At 54.1% G+C, this 19,246-nt stretch carries 10 protein-coding genes; 2 read left to right on the forward strand and 8 right to left on the reverse strand.

The features are described from left to right. Positions 1-141: 141 nt before the first annotated feature. From ACHZB8_RS13715 to ACHZB8_RS13725, 3 genes are all read right to left on the reverse strand, one after another. Complete coding sequence (locus ACHZB8_RS13715) at positions 142-1,479, reverse strand: HlyD family type I secretion periplasmic adaptor subunit (protein ID WP_316861139.1); 1,338 nt, start codon at positions 1,477-1,479, stop codon at positions 142-144. Positions 1,480-1,694: 215 nt separating this feature from the next. Next, the gene (locus ACHZB8_RS13720) at positions 1,695-4,220 is read right to left on the reverse strand and encodes an ABC transporter transmembrane domain-containing protein (protein WP_316861141.1); all 2,526 of its coding nucleotides are present in this window, start codon (positions 4,218-4,220) and stop codon (positions 1,695-1,697) included. Next, positions 4,217-5,890, reverse strand: coding sequence for an ABC transporter transmembrane domain-containing protein (locus tag ACHZB8_RS13725; protein WP_316861142.1), 1,674 nt, complete (start codon positions 5,888-5,890; stop codon positions 4,217-4,219). Before ACHZB8_RS13725 ends, ACHZB8_RS13720 begins: the two co-directional genes overlap by 4 nt. 442 nt (positions 5,891-6,332) lie before the next feature. Between ACHZB8_RS13725 and ACHZB8_RS13730 the strand changes: the two genes are divergently transcribed. Together ACHZB8_RS13730 and ACHZB8_RS13735 are read left to right on the forward strand one after the other, a co-directional pair. After that, positions 6,333-13,196: an Ig-like domain-containing protein gene (locus ACHZB8_RS13730; protein WP_316861143.1), complete on the forward strand. Its 6,864-nt coding sequence runs from the start codon at positions 6,333-6,335 to the stop codon at positions 13,194-13,196. Between the two features lie 146 nt (positions 13,197-13,342). Next, positions 13,343-14,422 (forward strand): DUF2336 domain-containing protein, encoded by a 1,080-nt coding sequence (locus ACHZB8_RS13735; RefSeq protein ID WP_316861144.1) that lies wholly within the window; start codon positions 13,343-13,345, stop codon positions 14,420-14,422. 95 nt (positions 14,423-14,517) lie between these two features. Here ACHZB8_RS13735 and ACHZB8_RS13740 read toward each other — a convergent pair whose 3' ends face one another. From ACHZB8_RS13740 to ACHZB8_RS13760, 5 genes are all read right to left on the reverse strand, one after another. Then, positions 14,518-15,759 carry a glycine betaine/L-proline ABC transporter ATP-binding protein gene (locus ACHZB8_RS13740; protein ID WP_316861145.1) on the reverse strand — a complete coding sequence of 414 codons (1,242 nt, stop codon included), beginning with the start codon at positions 15,757-15,759 and terminating at the stop codon, positions 14,518-14,520. Continuing rightward, positions 15,759-16,652 carry a proline/glycine betaine ABC transporter permease gene (locus ACHZB8_RS13745; protein WP_316861147.1) on the reverse strand — a complete coding sequence of 298 codons (894 nt, stop codon included), beginning with the start codon at positions 16,650-16,652 and terminating at the stop codon, positions 15,759-15,761. Before ACHZB8_RS13745 ends, ACHZB8_RS13740 begins: the two co-directional genes overlap by 1 nt. A 202-nt stretch (positions 16,653-16,854) precedes the next feature. Next, positions 16,855-17,853 carry an ABC transporter substrate-binding protein gene (locus tag ACHZB8_RS13750; RefSeq protein WP_316861149.1) on the reverse strand — a complete coding sequence of 333 codons (999 nt, stop codon included), beginning with the start codon at positions 17,851-17,853 and terminating at the stop codon, positions 16,855-16,857. A gap of 581 nt (positions 17,854-18,434) precedes the next feature. Next, positions 18,435-18,722: an HPr family phosphocarrier protein gene (locus tag ACHZB8_RS13755; protein WP_394706200.1), complete on the reverse strand. Its 288-nt coding sequence runs from the start codon at positions 18,720-18,722 to the stop codon at positions 18,435-18,437. 111 nt (positions 18,723-18,833) lie between these two features. After that, the gene (locus ACHZB8_RS13760; RefSeq protein ID WP_316861153.1) at positions 18,834-19,235 is read right to left on the reverse strand and encodes a PTS sugar transporter subunit IIA; all 402 of its coding nucleotides are present in this window, start codon (positions 19,233-19,235) and stop codon (positions 18,834-18,836) included. Positions 19,236-19,246 lie beyond the last annotated feature (11 nt).

Raw genomic sequence — 19,246 nt, forward strand, 5'->3', positions numbered from 1 at the left:
TCTTCAAGTCTTAGAAAATTATGGTTAACAAAGAGAAAAGGCAGACCACCGGGAGCGCCTGTTTTGATGTAGGACAACATCTATTTGTCCAGATCGGGACCGGAGAAAAACCCTGAGAACAAGAAGCGCGTTCTTGCAACTCTAGCGTTCAGAGAAAGCAACATCCATGGACCGGTAGACGGGTTTGAGCAGATAACGCGCCAATGACTTGGAGCCGGTAACGATGTCTGCTGTCACGACCATGCCAGGCAAAACAGGATAGGACATGCCCTTGCGCTTGAATTCGTTGGTATCGAGAGCGATCTGAACCTTGAAGTAAGGCTGCTTGTCCTTTTCATCCTCAAAAGAGGTGGCCGAAATCGTCTTGACCTTGCCCTCAAGCGATCCAAAGACATAAGGATCGAAGGTTGAGATGGTCACCTTGGCATCGGCACCCTGATGGATATGGCCAATGTCTTTCGGTTTGACACGCACTTCGGCAAGGATATTGCGATCATCGGGAACAATGCGGGCCACCACTTCACCAGACCGCACAACGGCGCCGATGGTATTGATCGGCAGTTCCTGCACGATGCCGTTGGTTGGTGCGACCAGATCAAGGCTTTGCACGCGATCCTGCTGTTTGGTCAGCAACCGGTCAACCTCTGCCAGTTCCGTTGCATTTTCGCTTTTTTCCTTGGCCAGATCAGAAAAGATCTTGGCACGGGCCTCATCAAGCTGGATCTGGGCCTCTCTGACCTGTTCGCGGGTGGTCGAAATCTTCCCATCAAGGGAATAGAGGCGAGATCGCGCTTCTTCGAGCGCGGCTTCGGCTTCCAGAACCGAGCGGCGCGAGGCATATTGCTGTTTGAGCAAGCCTGCCAGAATCTCATATTGTTCCTTGGCAATCTCGACCCGCTTGACCGAACTTTTATGCTCGGAAAGAGCGGCGTTATATTCCGCTTTCCTGCGCGCCAGCTGTGAGCCGTATTTGGCAAGCTCCCGTTCGATCCGCTCTTTTTCAGAAAGGAATACGCCGAGCTTGGATTGGGCGATCTCGACATAGAGGCTCGCGTCGCGACCCAGATTGACAATCTCCTGCTCGTTGATGAGAGCTTCCAGACTCGCCTGAGACATGCGCAGGGAAGCGGCACGAATAGCCAGTTGATCCCGCTCACTTTCGGTTGCGGTCGGACGCAGGCGGACAATCGGCTGCCCGGCCAGAACACGATCACCCTCGGATACAAGAATCTTGTCGATATACCCACCTTCCAGATGCTGGATGGTTTGCACCGAGCCTTGAGGCTGGATCTGGCCCGTTGCGTGGGTGACTTCAAGCACGGACGTGACAAAGGCCCAGATGACGAATGCGCCAAGGAAAATGAAACAACCTGTCACCACATAGGCAAACAGCTGGGGAGGCTGTTCGGCTTCCAGCGCCAACGGCAGTGTCAGGGTCTTGGCATCAAGACCGTCATTTTTGGACGCAAAAAACTTCACCGAACTCAACCTTGAGCAAAGACACACCGCATTTGAAGACCATCAAGGACAATGCTCTTCCACTCCACCTGAACACAAGCACCAGAGATTGCCTGACGCCCCCGAATTCGCTCAAACAGGACAGATCGCGCGTCAGCGCAGATCCATATCGATAAAAATAGCGATTTTGAGTTAATACATCCTTGCCTAAAAGACGTTGACAGAAAATATCAGTCCTATGCCACCGATTTGTTGAAGGCGTCCAGCTGAGGCAAGACCTGATCAGGCGGGCCGTTGAGAATGACCTGACCTTCATGAATGACCAGAATCCGATCCGCGATCTTCATGTGGCTTGGTCTTTGAGTGGTAAAGAGGATCGTGGCATCTCCCCGGAGGCTTTCCAGATAGGTGATGAATTTCCTGTCCGTTTCAAAGTCCAGATAGTTGGCTGGCTCGTCGAGAAAATAATAGGATGCCTTCTTGCTGAAGCTGCGGCAGAGCAGCAATTTCTGCTTCAGAATATCGGTCATCTTGTGCACATTCTCAGCCTTCAGGCGCGTTTGCAGCCCCTCCGGCAGGTCGGGATGATCCGGTTCGATATTGAAGAAATCCATCAGTTCCTGCATTTTCTCACGGCCGGTTTCCGGATCATTGAGATGGAAATTCTGTTCCACGGTTCCATAGAAAAATGTCGCACTGTCAGGCTGATAGCTTATTTCAAAGCGAAGCTCGCTCAGATCGATTTGCCGAATGTCCAGATGATCAAAGCCAACGGCACCGGCGACAGGTCGATAGAGGCCTGCCAGCAGTTTCAGAAGCGTGGACTTACCGCCACCGCTTGGACCTGTGATGGCAACCACTTCGCCGGGATTGATGACAATATTGGCGCTCTTGATCGCTGCATCAGCGGCCTTGGGATACCGGAAGGACAGATTCTTCGTCGAAATATGGCCTGCGAATTTGCGCGATATGCTTGGAATGACACCGGGAGTGCGCTCTGGCTGAGTGCGCATCAGATTGTTGACCATTCTTATGGCTTCGATCAGCTTGCCGACACGAGAGAGGCTCAAGAAAGCGTTCTGCAAGGGAGCCAGCACCCGCCAGATCAGGGCCATGATGGCAATCAGACCTCCGACACCTAGATCCCCCGACATGACCATGAGCGTGCCGACCCCCAGGGTCGATACGCCTGCCGCCATGGACAGGGTCTGACTGATGGTCTGCACCTGCCGCGAAAAATGCTGTGCCCTGAAATCAAGGGCTGCAAAGCTGGCCGCAGCATCCTCATAACGCTTCTGCCAAATGGCCTCTCCGCCCACATTGCGGATTTCGCGATGCATGAGGAAAAGCTCCATCATGATATTCTGCTTCTTGGACTTGGCGTCACCTGATTGCATCGTCTGGCGTTTTGCAATCGGGATTGTAACCGCAGCCAGGATCACGTAGCAAACGACAAGGATGGCAGGGATTGCTGCAATCCAGCCCCCGATAATGGCAATCGCCGTGATGAAGACCATCACGAAGGGAAGATCCAGGACCGCGGTGCCAAAAGAGCCAAGGAAAATCTCCCTCAGCTTTTCAAACTGGCGCAGGCGGGCGAGCTGGGAACCCATGGAGGCATTCTGGACCATGGTATAGGGCAGATACAGCAATCGCTGGAACACCTCGACGGACAAGGCGGTATCAAAGCGGGCTCCGATATAGGCGAGAATGCGGGTTCGCAAGGCGCGGAGCGAAAAATCGGCAGCGATAACCAGACCAATCCCCACCAGAAACATGATGAGGCTACTGGGTGCCTTGGAGGGAATCGCATAACCATAGACCGACATGATGAAGATAGGAACGGCCATGGCGGCGAGGTTGATGCCGAAGTTGATCACGAACAAGGAGAAAAAGAGCTTTCGGAAGGAACTCGCCGCATGCATGACCCAGCCGAAGGACTGTACGAATCTGGTCCGGTTGGCAATATCAAGCGGCTTGATCACATACACCACTTCCGGCTGCTTGTTGCAGGTTATCGTCTCTTCGTTTCCTGTCGCCCCATTGAAACAGTTTATCGTCTTGTCAGCGTGATTGATCGACAGCAGGATGCGAACCGTTCCCTCGGCATCCTGATACAGGCAGGGCAGTTTTTCCACCGATAGCGAGGAAAGACGCTGCTCATCGGATATGGCGACAAAATTCAGTCGGGTCAGAACGGCCCTCAGGCCCGTGAGATCATGAACCGTGTTGAAATGTGGCAGAACCTGCGCAAGATGACGTCCGCCACCGCCCCAGCCATGAAGAGCAAGCAGGACCTGAACGCAGCGTCCGGCAGAACTCCTGTAATCAATCCCCGACCATCTTTCCTTGATGCCCAGCCGAACTTCGAAATCGGAAAACGGCACGGGCTCATCCTCTGCGATTTGAGGTTCGCGCACTTCGGATTGCGGCTGCTCTGAACCCGGCGTTTCGGACAAATGGTGATCCTGAGAGAATTGCGCAAGCTCGGTGAGGTTGATCTCGCCATCCTTGGCCATGCGGGAAGCTTCGGCCAAACTCTCAACCGGCTTTTTTGTCTCCAGAGAGCTCTTGAGCAGCATGGGGCTCGAGCGTCGCTTGCCCCGGTTGCTTCGCTCTGCTGGCGGAATCGGTTTGGCGGCAAAGGTCGGCGTAGACTGGAATGGAGAGCCATTCTGCCCTGTGCATGCTCCGTGGGATCTACCCGGTTCCTTCAACGCTGGTGCCCCTTTTGTGTCCCTGTCTGAAAAATCATCACTCATGCGGATTTCTCCATGGCAGAAGCCCTCTTGGGCTCCATCGCGTCAGACTTTTCATCCGTTGCCGGCTTTTGTTGTGCTGGTGGCTCATGGATCTGCAAGGCGCCGTCCTTCAAAACGAGCTGCCTGTCTGCGATGGCCAGAAAGGACGGCCGGTTGGACAGGAAAATGATGGTCATTTCGCCACGCAGCTGTTCAAGCCCCTTTTTCAGCAAATTGTCGGCACGTTGATCCAGAAGCGCATTTGCCTCTTCCAGAATGAGAATGCGCGGCTTTTGGGCAATGGCCCTGGCGATGCATATCCGTTGGCGAAAACTGGGTGGCAGGGTTTCGTTGCCGGCGGTGCCCAACGGCATGTCATAGCCCTGAGGCAGCAATTGGATATCGCTCTCAAGGCCGATCAGTTGAGCGGCATATCTGGCATTTTGCAGCCCTTCGCGCGGATCGAACAGGGTCAGATTCTCAAGAATGGTGCCACTGAAAATCGCGGGACTGTTCGGCACATAAGCAATGGAGCCGGTGAGGTCGCTCTGAACGAGGTCCTTGACAGGCTTGCCACCAAAGCGGATCGTTCCCCCGTCAGGCAGCGCCTTGGCACGCAGCAACCTCAGCAGAAAATGATCGTCTCGCGCAAGGTTGCCCTTGATGCCGATGATCGAGCCATTGGGTATGTGCTGAGACATGACATAGGAGCGGTCGTTTTCGCGGTTTCGGAAAGTCATGACCACCTTGTCCAGCACGATCTCGCCTGATGCCAGCTCTGTCTTTTCAACCACCCTGTCGGGGTCGGAGTTGATCGAGAGAAGGGCATCGACATTTTCCTTGACCAGATCGAAGTTGCTGAGTTCGCTCCAGGACCGGACCGAGCGCACAAGAACCTCCACGGCACGCCCTCCGAGCAGCAGACAACAGGCAAGTGAACCGATGGATTGAGAGCCTTCGATGACAAGCAATGCACCACTCGAGACAATGGTGACCATGGTGACCGAAGCAAAGGCGGCGCTGAGCGATTGGGTCGCTCCGTCGATTTTTACCGAATGATGAAAAGCAACGGCGATGGATTCCTGCAATCGCTCATAACGGCGCATCATTTGTGGCTCGCAAGACATCGTCTTGATCGCCTCGATGCCAGAGAGCGCTTCGATCACGAAGTCATATTTGCGCCGATCCAGCTGCTGCCGCTCATCCTGCAAGTCCTGAATTTCTCGCGCCCTGACCAGAAGACGCCAGGCAAAAACGGAAAAAAGCCCCAGCAGCAGCAAGGCAATGGTCGGGCTTACAATGGCCATGACTCCAAGAAAAATGAAGATGAAAGGCAGGTCAACAATGCCCATGCGGGCCGGACCGGCAAACATGCGGGCCGTAATCGAAAGGGCGTTCATCCGGTCGATATGGGTGCTGGCGGCTTCCTTCTCGACCTCGTCAGGAGTTGCCTGCAACACGCGCCGGATGGCTTCCACCCCTGAAACATAGTCAATATATGAGGAAGACCAGCCGGAAATATGGGAGCGAACGACCTTCAGAAGCGTATCGATCACCATGACGATGAACAGCCCGCCCAGCAGGTAAAACAAGGTTGAATAGGACAGGTTCGGGATGATCCTGTCATAGATTTGCAGGATGACCAGAGGCATGCCCAATCCCAGCATGTTGATCACGAAGGAGGCCGCCATAATTCGTTTCGGTACGCGAACAAGATGGGCGAACCAAGTCTGCTGCATCGAGCGAGGAGGTTGAAAGACCGTTTGAAGTCGCAACAGCCTTTTTCTCGCAGATGCGTAGAGTCCTTCTGACGATTCAGACTTGATACCAGCCATATTTGACTTGCTCTTTTATCATTGGTGACCTTGTCACAGGTTCACACGCACCCAAATGCACGGCTCCGAAAGAGTTCCGGCCCGTTTCATCCCCTAGATCTTCTATATGACGCCAAGTCTCTTGATCTTTTCTTAACCAAACTTGCAATTTTTGGTCATTTTTGAAGCGAACCAGGCCAAAAACAGACGCCTTTACTGAAACGTAACCACTTTGAGAAAGGGCGGATTAACAAGACATATTATAGCGTCAACGCCAAATGTCCGATTGTTTCGGACCCTTCTTTTTAGGATCAAGGCGATGGCTGACACCAAAAGCTCCGACATTAAACTCGATACCAATCTGGCGAAATATGAAGCGAACCGCGTTCAACAGACCCTGCAAAAGGCTGAGGCTGACAAACAGGCGAGCGATTATGATACCGGAGACCGCACCGCCTTCCGTCAGGACATCCTGAACCCAAACTTGCATTACGGTCTTTCGAGTGAAGAGGAAGTTCTGATTTCCCAGGCCCAGAACGGACATGCTGGGGTTGGTATCAACTCGACGTCTTCCGAGCCGGTTGCCTCTGATCAACAATATTCTTCGGCAAGCAAGCCAAGCGCCCCTGACGGTTCGGCCAACTCTTCATCCGGTTTGTCAGCACCGGACGGCGAGATCGGTCTGAGCCCTTCCTCCGAAACGCTTTCAATCAATAATGGAACGCCTCTCTCCTCCTCTCAGGCCGCTCCGCTGCCCGATGGCAATGACGCAAGCATACTGCCCAATTTCCAGAATGCCAGCGATAGCTCTTCGTCCGCATCCGGCGGGGCTGCGGCTCCCCAACAAGACCAGCAAGCTTCATCCGACACAGGCAATCAACCGGTCACAGCCGAGGATGCCAAAGAGACGGTTTCGGAAAATGGACATCTTGAAGGTTCGGTCACGGCCACGGACCTTGATGGCGATGCGATCAGTTATAGCCTTGATGGCCAGCCAACCGAGGGCCATGTCACCTTCAATGCGGATGGCAGCTACAGCTTTGATCCGGGTACCGACTTTGATGATCTGGCGGTGGACGAGACCCGCACCGTCACCTTCGACTTCACAGCCGATGACGGCAATGGCTCGACCGATACCGGCACCGTCACCATCGTGGTCACCGGAACCAATGACGCGCCGACTGCGGTTGATCTCTCGGCCACGTCGGTTGACGAGAATGATGCAAGCGGCGCGGTGATCGGAACCGTCACCACAACCGATGCCGACACCAGTGACAATCACAGCTACACCGTCTCGGACACCCGCTTCGAGGTTGTCGATGATGGCTCTGGCAATATGGTGCTCAAGCTCAAGGATGGTGTCTCGCTCGACCATGAGAGCGAGCCGACCGTCACCGTTTCCATCACCACGGATGATGGTCATGGCGGCACCCATTCGGAAAGCTTCACCATTGATGTCACGGATCTCAATGAAGCGGTTACGGCAGGCGACGCCGCCGAGACCACGTCTGAGAATGTGACCCTGTCAAGCTCAGTCACGGCCACGGACCTTGATGGCGATGCGATCAGTTATAGCCTTGATGGCCAGCCAACCGAGGGCCATGTCACCTTCAATGCGGATGGCAGCTACAGCTTTGATCCGGGTACCGACTTTGATGATCTGGCGGTGGACGAGACCCGCACCGTCACCTTCGACTTCACAGCCGATGACGGCAATGGCTCGACCGATACCGGCACCGTCACCATCGTGGTCACCGGAACCAATGACGCGCCGACTGCGGTTGATCTCTCGGCCACGTCGGTTGACGAGAATGATGCAAGCGGCGCGGTGATCGGAACCGTCACCACAACCGATGTCGACACCAGTGACAATCACAGCTACACCGTCTCGGACACCCGCTTCGAGGTTGTCGATGATGGCTCTGGCAATATGGTGCTCAAACTCAAGGATGGCGTCTCGCTCGACCATGAGAGCGAGCCGACCGTCACCGTTTCCATCACCACGGATGATGGCCATGGCGGCACCCATTCGGAAAGCTTCACCATTGATGTCACGGATCTCAATGAAGCGGTTACGGCAGGCGACGCCGCCGAGACCACGTCTGAGAATGTGACCCTGTCAAGCTCAGTCACGGCCACGGACCTTGATGGCGATGCGATCAGCTATAGCCTTGATGGCCAGCCAACCGAGGGCCATGTCACCTTCAATGCGGATGGCAGCTACAGCTTTGATCCGGGTACTGACTTTGATGATCTGGCGGTGGACGAGACCCGCACCGTCACCTTCGACTTCACAGCCGATGACGGCAATGGCTCGACCGATACCGGCACCGTCACCATCGTGGTCACCGGTACCAATGACGCGCCGACCGCGGTTGATCTCTCGGCCACGTCGGTTGACGAGAATGATGCAAGCGGCGCGGTGATCGGAACCGTCACCACAACCGATGTCGACACCAGTGACAATCACAGCTACACCGTCTCGGACACCCGCTTCGAGGTTGTCGATGATGGCTCTGGCAATATGGTGCTCAAACTCAAGGATGGCGTCTCGCTCGACCATGAGAGCGAGCCGACCGTCACCGTTTCCATCACCACGGATGATGGCCATGGCGGCACCCATTCGGAAAGCTTCACCATTGATGTCACGGATCTCAATGAAGCGGTTACGGCAGGCGACGCCGCCGAGACCACGTCTGAGAATGTGACCCTGTCAAGCTCGGTCACGGCCACGGACCTTGATGGCGATGCGATCAGTTATAGCCTTGATGGCCAGCCAACCGAGGGCCATGTCACCTTCAATGCGGATGGCAGCTACAGCTTTGATCCGGGTACCGACTTTGATGATCTGGCGGTGGACGAGACCCGCACCGTCACCTTCGACTTCACAGCCGATGACGGCAATGGCTCGACCGATACCGGCACCGTCACCATCGTGGTCACCGGAACCAATGACGCGCCGACTGCGGTTGATCTCTCGGCCACGTCGGTTGACGAGAATGATGCAAGCGGCGCGGTGATCGGAACCGTCACCACAACCGATGTCGACACCAGTGACAATCACAGCTACACCGTCTCGGACACCCGCTTCGAGGTTGTCGATGATGGCTCTGGCAATATGGTGCTCAAACTCAAGGATGGCGTCTCGCTCGACCATGAGAGCGAGCCGACCGTCACCGTTTCCATCACCACGGATGATGGCCATGGCGGCACCCATTCGGAAAGCTTCACCATTGATGTCACGGATCTCAATGAAGCGGTTACGGCAGGCGACGCCGCCGAGACCACGTCTGAGAATGTGACCCTGTCAAGCTCGGTCACGGCCACGGACCTTGATGGCGATGCGATCAGTTATAGCCTTGATGGCCAGCCAACCGAGGGCCATGTCACCTTCAATGCGGATGGCAGCTACAGCTTTGATCCGGGTACCGACTTTGATGATCTGGCGGTGGACGAGACCCGCACCGTCACCTTCGACTTCACAGCCGATGACGGCAATGGCTCGACCGATACCGGCACCGTCACCATCGTGGTCACCGGAACCAATGACGCGCCGACTGCGGTTGATCTCTCGGCCACGTCGGTTGACGAGAATGATGCAAGCGGCGCGGTGATCGGAACCGTCACCACAACCGATGCCGACACCAGTGACAATCACAGCTACACCGTCTCGGACACCCGCTTCGAGGTTGTCGATGATGGCTCTGGCAATATGGTGCTCAAGCTCAAGGATGGCGTCTCGCTCGACCATGAGAGCGAGCCGACCGTCACCGTTTCCATCACCACGGATGATGGTCATAGCGGCACCCATTCGGAAAGCTTCACCATTGATGTCACGGATCTCAATGAAGCGGTTACGGCAGGCGACGCCGCCGAGACCACGTCTGAGAATGTGACCCTGTCAAGCTCAGTCACGGCCACGGACCTTGATGGCGATGCGATCAGCTATAGCCTTGATGGCCAGCCAACCGAGGGCCATGTCACCTTCAATGCGGATGGCAGCTACAGCTTTGATCCGGGTACTGACTTTGATGATCTGGCGGTGGACGAGACCCGCACCGTCACCTTCGACTTCACAGCCGATGACGGCAATGGCTCGACCGATACCGGCACCGTTACCATTGTGGTCACCGGTACCAATGACGCGCCGACCGCGGTTGATCTCTCGGCCACGTCGGTTGACGAGAATGATGCAAGCGGCGCGGTGATCGGAACCGTCACCACAACCGATGCCGACACCAGTGACAATCACAGCTACACCGTCTCGGACACCCGCTTCGAGGTTGTCGATGATGGCTCTGGCAATATGGTGCTCAAACTCAAGGATGGCGTCTCGCTCGACCATGAGAGCGAGCCGACCGTCACCGTTTCCATCACCACGGATGATGGCCATGGCGGCACCCATTCGGAAAGCTTCACCATTGATGTCACGGATCTCAATGAAGCGGTTACGGCAGGCGACGCCGCCGAGACCACGTCTGAGAATGTGACCCTGTCAAGCTCGGTCACGGCCACGGACCTTGATGGCGATGCGATCAGTTATAGCCTTGATGGCCAGCCAACCGAGGGCCATGTCACCTTCAATGCGGATGGCAGCTACAGCTTTGATCCGGGTACCGACTTTGATGATCTGGCGGTGGACGAGACCCGCACCGTCACCTTCGACTTCACAGCCGATGACGGCAATGGCTCGACCGATACCGGCACCGTCACCATCGTGGTCACCGGAACCAATGACGCGCCGACTGCGGTTGATCTCTCGGCCACGTCGGTTGACGAGAATGATGCAAGCGGCGCGGTGATCGGAACCGTCACCACAACCGATGCCGACACCAGTGACAATCACAGCTACACCGTCTCGGACACCCGCTTCGAGGTTGTCGATGATGGCTCTGGCAATATGGTGCTCAAGCTCAAGGATGGCGTCTCGCTCGACCATGAGAGCGAGCCGACCGTCACCGTTTCCATCACCACGGATGATGGTCATGGCGGCACCCATTCGGAAAGCTTCACCATTGATGTCACGGATCTCAATGAAGCGGTCACGGCTTATGGTGGAACCGTTACGGGATCTGAAAACACCATCCTGACTGGCAATGCCTATGCAACCGATCCCGATGGCGATTCAATTACCTTCAGCCTGGTTAGCCAGCCAAGCGAAGGCACGGTCACCATGTCGTCCGACGGTGCATCGAGCTTTGATCCAGGCACCGATTTTGATGATCTGGCCGTGGGAGAAAGCCGTACAGTCAGCTTCCAGTATCAGGCAGACGACGGCAACGGCAGCACCTCGGTAGCCACAGTCAATATCGTGGTAACCGGCACCAATGATGCTCCGACTGCCATTTTTGTCAGCAACGATGTGATTGATGAAAATGACTCCGGTGCAATCGTCGGCACACTGACGACGACCGACTTGGATACCAGTGACAACCACAGCTACACCGTCTCGGACGATCGCTTTGAAGTGGTCGAGGACGAAACCGGCAATATGGTGCTCAAGCTCAAGGATGGTGTCTCGCTCGACCATGAGGCTGCCGACACGGTAACCATCACGGTCACCACGGACGATAATCATGGCGGCACCTATTCGGAAAATATTGTCGTCACGGTCAATGACGTCAATGAAGGGCCAACCCTCAGCGCCAGCGGTTCGTACAACTTCCTCTATAACGGCAGTTTCGAAATCTTCAATGGCGGCACCCACTATGGTGGCGATGGTACGGGCTGGTTTGAAGATGCCTATATCGATGGATGGACCCAGAGCGATATCGACATTCATGAAGCGGGGCATATGAGCCTTGGCGCAACGGATGGCGACTATCATGTGGATTTGGCGGAGTCCTCGAACGGCACCCTGAGCCGGGAAATGGAGGGTCTTGAAGACGGAGATACCTACACTCTGTCAATCGACTTGAAATCCCGCGGCGTGAATGGAGATGGCGTAACGGGGACAGCGGAAGAAGCGCTTGGGCAAAGCGTCGTGCAAGTTGTTTGGAATGGTGAGGTGATTGCAACCATCGACCCGGCAGAACAGGGTTTGGGTTGGCAGACTTTCTCACTGGAACTGATCGCCGGATCCGGCGATGGCACCAATACGATCAGCTTTGTCGAAGTGGGTTCCGAAAACAGCTTTGGCACGCTTATTGACAATATCCAGATCAACGACAGTGAAGGTTATGGTGTCGTTGAAAACGAGGCAGGGGCCGAAATTGCAGTCCTCAGCGTGACCGACCCGGATGTCGGAGAATCCTACAGCTACACTGTGAGCGATTCCCGCTTCGAGGTGGTTACCGTTGATGGCGAAACGGTTCTCAAGCTCGTTGATGGCATCAGTCTGGACTATGAGGCAGCTGCGCAGGTTTCGGTCAATGTGACTGTTACGGACAGTGGCGGCCTGTCCGATACGCAGACATTTGACATCAAGGTCGGCGATATAGACGATTCGGCGACATACAACACCGTGACGGGTACCAATTACGGCGATACTCTTTCCGGGTCGGACGATGTCGACAAAATCTCCGGTCTGGACGGCAATGACACCATCTCGGCCAACGGAGGAGATGACATTGTCTATGGCGGCGTGGGTGAAGACAATATTTCCGGCGGCCTGGGCAATGATGACATCTATGGTGGCGATGACAATGACACCATCTCCGGTGGCGATGGCAATGACTTCATCAACGGCGAGGATGGCAATGATGTCATTCATGGCAATGCCGGATCTGACTCCCTTCATGGTGAAGCGGGCAACGACTGGATTTACGGCGGCGACGGCAGTGACACGATCTATGGCGGCGAGAATAGCGACGTCCTGTTTGGCGAAGCTGGAAATGACACCATCTATGGCGGCTCTGGCGATGACTATATCATAGGCGGTGCAGGTGACGATTATCTGGCTGGCGGTGAAGGCAATGACACCTTCTACTATCTGGTTGGTGACGGCAACGACACAGTCAATGGTGGAGCGGCTGGCGACTGGACCGACTCTTTGCAGATTCTTGCAACAGATGGATCCTCGACAACCGAATTCAATGTCGATTGGACAATCACCCTTTCTTCCGGAACCTATTCGATGGGGACCGGCGAAGAATTGTTGCTTTCCGATGACGCAGTAGGAACGATCGAATTCAACGATGGAAGCCAGATTGAGCTGGAGAATATTGATCGAATTTCCTGGTAATGCTTGTCAATGCAAGCGAATACAGAGATCAGTTCCGTTTTATCTTGTCCAATTTTATTGCTTTCCGCCCACAAGATCACAGTTAACGTAATTTTAGGGCGGAAAGGGTAAAATCGGGTACGGAATACCGGTAAGATGAGGCTTCGATGATTGACACTATCTCAGATCTCGCGCGCGAAAAATCGAGTGACAAAAGACGTGAACTGCTCGGCCGTGTGGCGGACCTGTTCTTTGATGGTGCCGAACATCACACCGAGCAGGAATCACTGATTTTTCGCGACATCGTCATGAAAATGCTCAACGAGGTAGAACTCGAAGGCCGGGCAGAATTCTCAAATCGCGCAGCCACTCAGACAAGCGTTCCCAACGATGTCGCGATGAAGCTGGCGCAGGATGATGTACAGGTTGCCGGACCGATGCTTCAGCATAGCCCGGTTCTGACCGACGAAGATTTCGTCACCCTGTCCCAGACCTTGCCAAATTCCCACCTTGAAAAGATCGCCCAGAGGGAGAGCCTCAGCGGAGTTGTCACCGATGCCCTGATTGAAAATGGCGGACGCTCGGTCTGGCACAAGGTTTCGCAGAACAAAGGGGCTGAAATCACCGAAAAGGGCTTTGAGACCCTCGTCAGCAATGCCTCCGGTGACGACATCTTGCAGAATAACCTGTGTTCACGACCCGATATCACCGAGCAGGCAGCCAGAAAACTGTTGCCGCTGCTGCCCGACGAAGGCAAAAAGCGCCTGTCACAATTGTTCGAGAAGAATGCCGAGCTTGCCGGTGCTCTGGTTGACGGCGCCAAAAGGAAAGTGGCCGCCGAGAGCCTTCTTGGCAGGAATGGCAGGATCGAGACCAAATTGCTCATTTCCGACGTCAAGGAAGGAAAGGCCGATCTCTCTGAAAGCCTCATTCGACTTGTCGAAGCGGATCGCGGGGGCGACATCGTTCTGTTTCTTGCCGCGATCGCCGAACTCAATGAGCCGGTTGTTTCCAACGCGCTTTATCAGGCCAATGGCGAACCGATCACCATTCTTTGCAAGTCAATTGGCACAAGCAGTGCTGCCTTTGCCAAGCTGATGGCTTTGCGGTGTGAAAAGCTCAACCTGTCGCTGGCGGAAGCCGGGCGTGCGGTTGCCCACTTCAAGGATCTTGACGTTACGTCTTCCCAAAGGGCAATGCGCTTTGTTCAGATGCGCAACAATCTGGGACCGAAGAAAGCAAGCTGATTTCCGAGACCTTCCTTCCGAACCTGTTTTTCATGAAAAAGGGGTGTTCCGACAGAACACCCCTTTTCGGTTCATGAAAGGCGAAGAATCTCGGCTCAGATCGGGCTCGTTGCTCTTTCAACGCTGTCTTCTTCGCTCTCCTCTGTGCTTTCAGAGCTTTCAGGGCTCAGAACCACGGCAAGCGCATCACGAGACAGGGTTCCCTGGAACTGGCCTGCCTCATCCACGACAGGAACCGGATAATCGGCAGCGAGGGTTTCAGGCAAGACTTCTTCAAGCGCGGCAGCGGGAGAAATGAACGGCAAATCCTCATAATGCTCATCACTGAGCTTGGCGGTCTTGTCTTCCTGATAATATTCTTCCAGGCTCTCCTGACTCAGAGTCCCCTGATAGCCATCGTCTGTCACATGATAGGCATATTCATCCTTGTGCGCCCGCATCTGTTTGAGCGCACCAGCGATGGTATCGGCGGTAATCCGGAAGGTCTGTGGTTGCATCACCGTTTCAACCGTCAGGGCGCGGGCCCGGTTCACATCCCGGACAAATGCCTCGACATAGTCGGTTGCCGGATTGAGCAGAATTTCTTCCGGTTTGTCGTCCTGAACCAGCTCCCCATCCTTCAGGATGGCGATGTTGTTGCCAAGGCGCAGAGCTTCATCCAGATCATGGGTGATGAAGATGATGGTCTTGTGCAGTTTTTCCTGAAGTTCGATCAGTTGATCCTGCATCTCTGACCGGATCAGGGGATCGAGTGCTGAAAAGGCCTCATCCATCAACAGGATGTCGGCATTGGTCGCCAGCGCACGAGCCAGCCCGACGCGCTGTTGCTGCCCGCCCGAGAGCTGTGCCGGATATTGCTTCTCATAACCGGCCAGGCCAACCGTTGCCAGCCATTCGGTCGCTCTTGTCATTGCTTCGCTGGAGCTGACGCCCTGAATTTTCAAGCCAAAGGCGACATTGTCAATAACGGTGCGATGAGGCAGCAGACCAAAGCGCTGGAACACCATCGACATTTTGTGACGACGGAAGTCCTCCAGCTCTTTCTGTGAAAGGGTCATGACATCCACACCATCCACGGTGATCTGACCTTCGGTCGGATCGATAAGGCGGTTGAAATGGCGGATCAGGGTCGACTTGCCGGAACCGGACAAGCCCATGATCACAGAGATCTCACCCTTCTTGATCGACAAATTGATGTCTTTCAAGCCCAGAGTGTGACCGGTCTTGGCGAGAATTTCGTCCTTGCTCAGGCCTTGATGTACCAAAGGCATGTGTTTTTCAGGCTCAGGTCCGAACAGTTTGTAGAGCCCTTTAACTTCAATAAGAGTTTCACTCATCAGTGGGCTCCCTTCATGTGTTTCTGGCTCCGTTTTGCATAAGCCTGAGAAACACGGTCGAAAATAATCGCCAGGGCCACAATCGCCAGACCGTTGAACAAACCTAGCGTGAAATACTGGTTCTGAATGGATTTGAGCACCGGCTGTCCGAGGCCCTTGACACCGATCATGGATGCGACAACGACCATCGCCAAGGCCATCATGATGGTCTGGTTGATGCCGGCCATGATGTTGGGCATGGCAAGAGGGATCTGAACGCTGAAGAGACGTTGACGGCCATTGGCCCCGAAGGCGGTCGCTGCTTCCAGAACTTCCTTGTCGACCAGACGAATGCCGAGGTTGGTCAGGCGAATAACCGGGGGAATGGCATAGATCACCACCGAAATGAGCCCCGGAATCTTGCCGATCCCGAGCAGCATGACAACCGGGATAAGATAGACAAAGGCTGGCATGGTCTGCATGACATCGAGAATCGGGGTCATGACCTTCTGGAACCTGTCAGACCGGGCCATGCCAATGCCGATGGGAATACCGACCACAATGGAGAGCAAAGTGCAAACCGTGATCATGGACAGCGTTGCCATCGTGTCTTTCCACATGCCGAAAACTCCGATCAGGAGTAGTGCGGCGACAACACCGATCAGAAGCTTCACTGACCGGCTTGCCAAATAGACGATGGCACCAATAACCAGAATGATGATTGGCCAAGGCGTGTTGATCAGCAGTTTTTCAAACCAGACCAGGAAGGATAAAAGAGGGTGAAAAAACCCTTCAATCGCTTCGCCATATTCGCGTGAGAACGCTTTGTAGGCTCCATCGAGCGTTTTGCGAATTGCCAGCAGATCAAGACGATCTAGCTGGGGAAATTGGGTTAGCCATGACGCATCCGCCATTCATTGTCTCCAATCATGTCATCGAGACAGCGGATATCTGTTTTTAAGCTTTTTCAAAGCCTGTTCACTGCCTCAATTCAATTTGTCAATCAACTTGTCTGCTGTCAGAGAGTATAACTGAAGGCAGAAAAGCAGACCTCTCAAGAAAGAACCCGAGCGACATGTGCCGCTCGGGAGAAAAGCCCTGTTGGGATTACAGAAATTACAGGCCTGCTACTGCTTCTTTGACTTTTGCAGCAATGTCGGCTGGAAGCCATGCAGACCATTTGTCTTCATTTTCAGACAGGAAGTAGGCCGCAGCATCTTCACCATTCGCCTGATTGTCTTCCATCCAGGCGAGATAGCCGTTCATGTCAGCATTCTTGAAAGACCGTTTGGCGAGGTAGGCGTTGATGTCATCATGGCCCTTGGCGAATTCACTGGTTACGACGGTCCACACTTCGGAAGGCGGATACATGGTCGGTTTTGGATCCGTGCAATCTTCCTGAGTGATGCAACCGCGGAACATTTTTTCATCAATGCCAGAGCCGAAATCGACCTTGACCATTTTGTAGCGGCCAAGAACAGCGGTCGGCGCCCAGTAGTAGCCAAACCAACCTTCACCCCGTTCATAAGCCTTGGCGATGGCCCCGGCAAGGCCTGCACCTGAACCCGGATCGACCATTTCAAAACCAGCTTCGTCCAATTTCAGAGCCTTGAAGAGGTTGCCGGAACTGATCTGGCAGTTCCAACCGGCCGGGCAGCCATAGAAACCGGAGATGGAATCATCTTCCGGGTGCGGGAACAATTTGGCGTTCTTGAGAACACCCTCAATCGTCGCAAGGCTTGGGTCTTTCTCGACCATATAGGCAGGAACCCAGAAACCTTCTTCACCGCCATCGGTCAGAGACACGCCGGAGATAGCCAGACGCCCCTCTTCCACGCCCTTGTCGATTGCAGCGCGCATGGCATTGACCCAGAATTCCGGTGCAATGTCCGGTTCGCCTTTCTCGGTCATGGATGCACCTGTTGGCATGGTATCACCAGGAACAAGTTCAGCCTCACACCCAAAGCCATGCTCAAGGATGAAGCGATCAATGTTGGCGATCAATGTTGCCGAGTTCCAGTTCATGTCAGCAATAGTGATTTTGCCGCAGTCAGCTGCCTGTGCTGTAAGAGCCGAGCCTGAAAGCATCAGCGCAGCGATCATAAGGCGTTTCATGGGATTGAACCTCCAGAATTGGTATATCAAATTTGATCAGCCGCCGAGCATCGAAAGGCGCACCCGGTCGGCAATAACGGAATTTTGGTCAACCACCCCAAACCGAACCACAAGCCGGTTTTCAGGCAGCAGCATTCGGCGCCGAGCGAAAAACACCACCCCGACGCACCAAAAGAATAAAATTCACCAACTGAACCGACAAATCAGTCAAATCGCATAATCCGTTGGTCCAGTTTTTATCACAACGCGAAATCTAACAATTCCAGACCATTGCCGTCAATGAAATATTGGCGTTCAAATGATTTTGTGAAATTATGCGCCTTCAAAGGCCTTTTATTTTTCTTTTGAATATTTTTTATGACAGAATCAAGAAGCTGATTTTAAGCTTTCTATTCTTTTGTTTTACTTTAATAGTTTTTATATTTACTTTTCAATCACCAATAAACCCAAATTCCAAGCATGCAGCAAAAACGGATATCAGGCCGCGAAAGAAGCTTGTGGAATGTGACGAAATATGAGGCAAAGGTGTTTCAAGCCTGTTTTTTGAGGCACGCATGCAACAAAATGCGATTTGACAAAGACTACTCGTCTTCACCGAACCGGCCATCAATCAAATCATTCAGCGCCTGAAGCACTGCCTCGGCATCCTCACCCGTGGCCACGACATCAATGCTGCAACCGGGAGCGGCTGCCAGCATCATCAAACCCATAATAGAATTGCCACTGACCGTCTGGCCATCTTTGGTGACCAGAACCGTGGCCTCATACCGATCTACCATCTGAACGAATTTGGCCGATGCGCGTGCGTGCAAACCACGCTTGTTTTTAATGAACAATCTTTCTGAAACGGAATTCTGGGACACGTAAATTCAGATACCTTCTTGATTTCGACTCATTCTGTTCCGGTTGCCTGTGGTGAAGAGCGTCACTCTTTTTGCAATGGGATCCGAGATTGGCAAAGTCTCAAGACGTCATCGCGGTCATTCGCCAGAAAGCAATTTGCTGGCAATGTTGATATATTTGCGACCGGCCTCGCAAGCCTCCGAAACCGCCTCTTCAAGCGATCTGTCGGCCCGTACACTGGCGAGCTTGATCAGCATGGGCAGATTCACGCCCGCAAGAACTTCAATACGCTCTTCATCCATGACGGAAATCGCCATGTTGGACGGTGTTCCACCAAACATGTCGGTCAGGAGAACGACGCCCTGCCCCTTGTCAACCGCATCAACCGCATCCAGTATGTCTTGACGCCTCTGTTCCATATCGTCATCGGGACCGATGCAGATCGTCTCGATTTGCTCCTGCTGGCCAACAACATGCTCCAGAGCCGCACGAAATTCTTCAGCCAATCGACCATGCGTTACTAGGACAAGACCAATCATGATATGCCTGC

Origin of the sequence: uncultured Cohaesibacter sp. (assembly GCF_963556055.3) — a bacterium.
Taxonomy (GTDB): domain Bacteria; phylum Pseudomonadota; class Alphaproteobacteria; order Rhizobiales; family Cohaesibacteraceae; genus Cohaesibacter.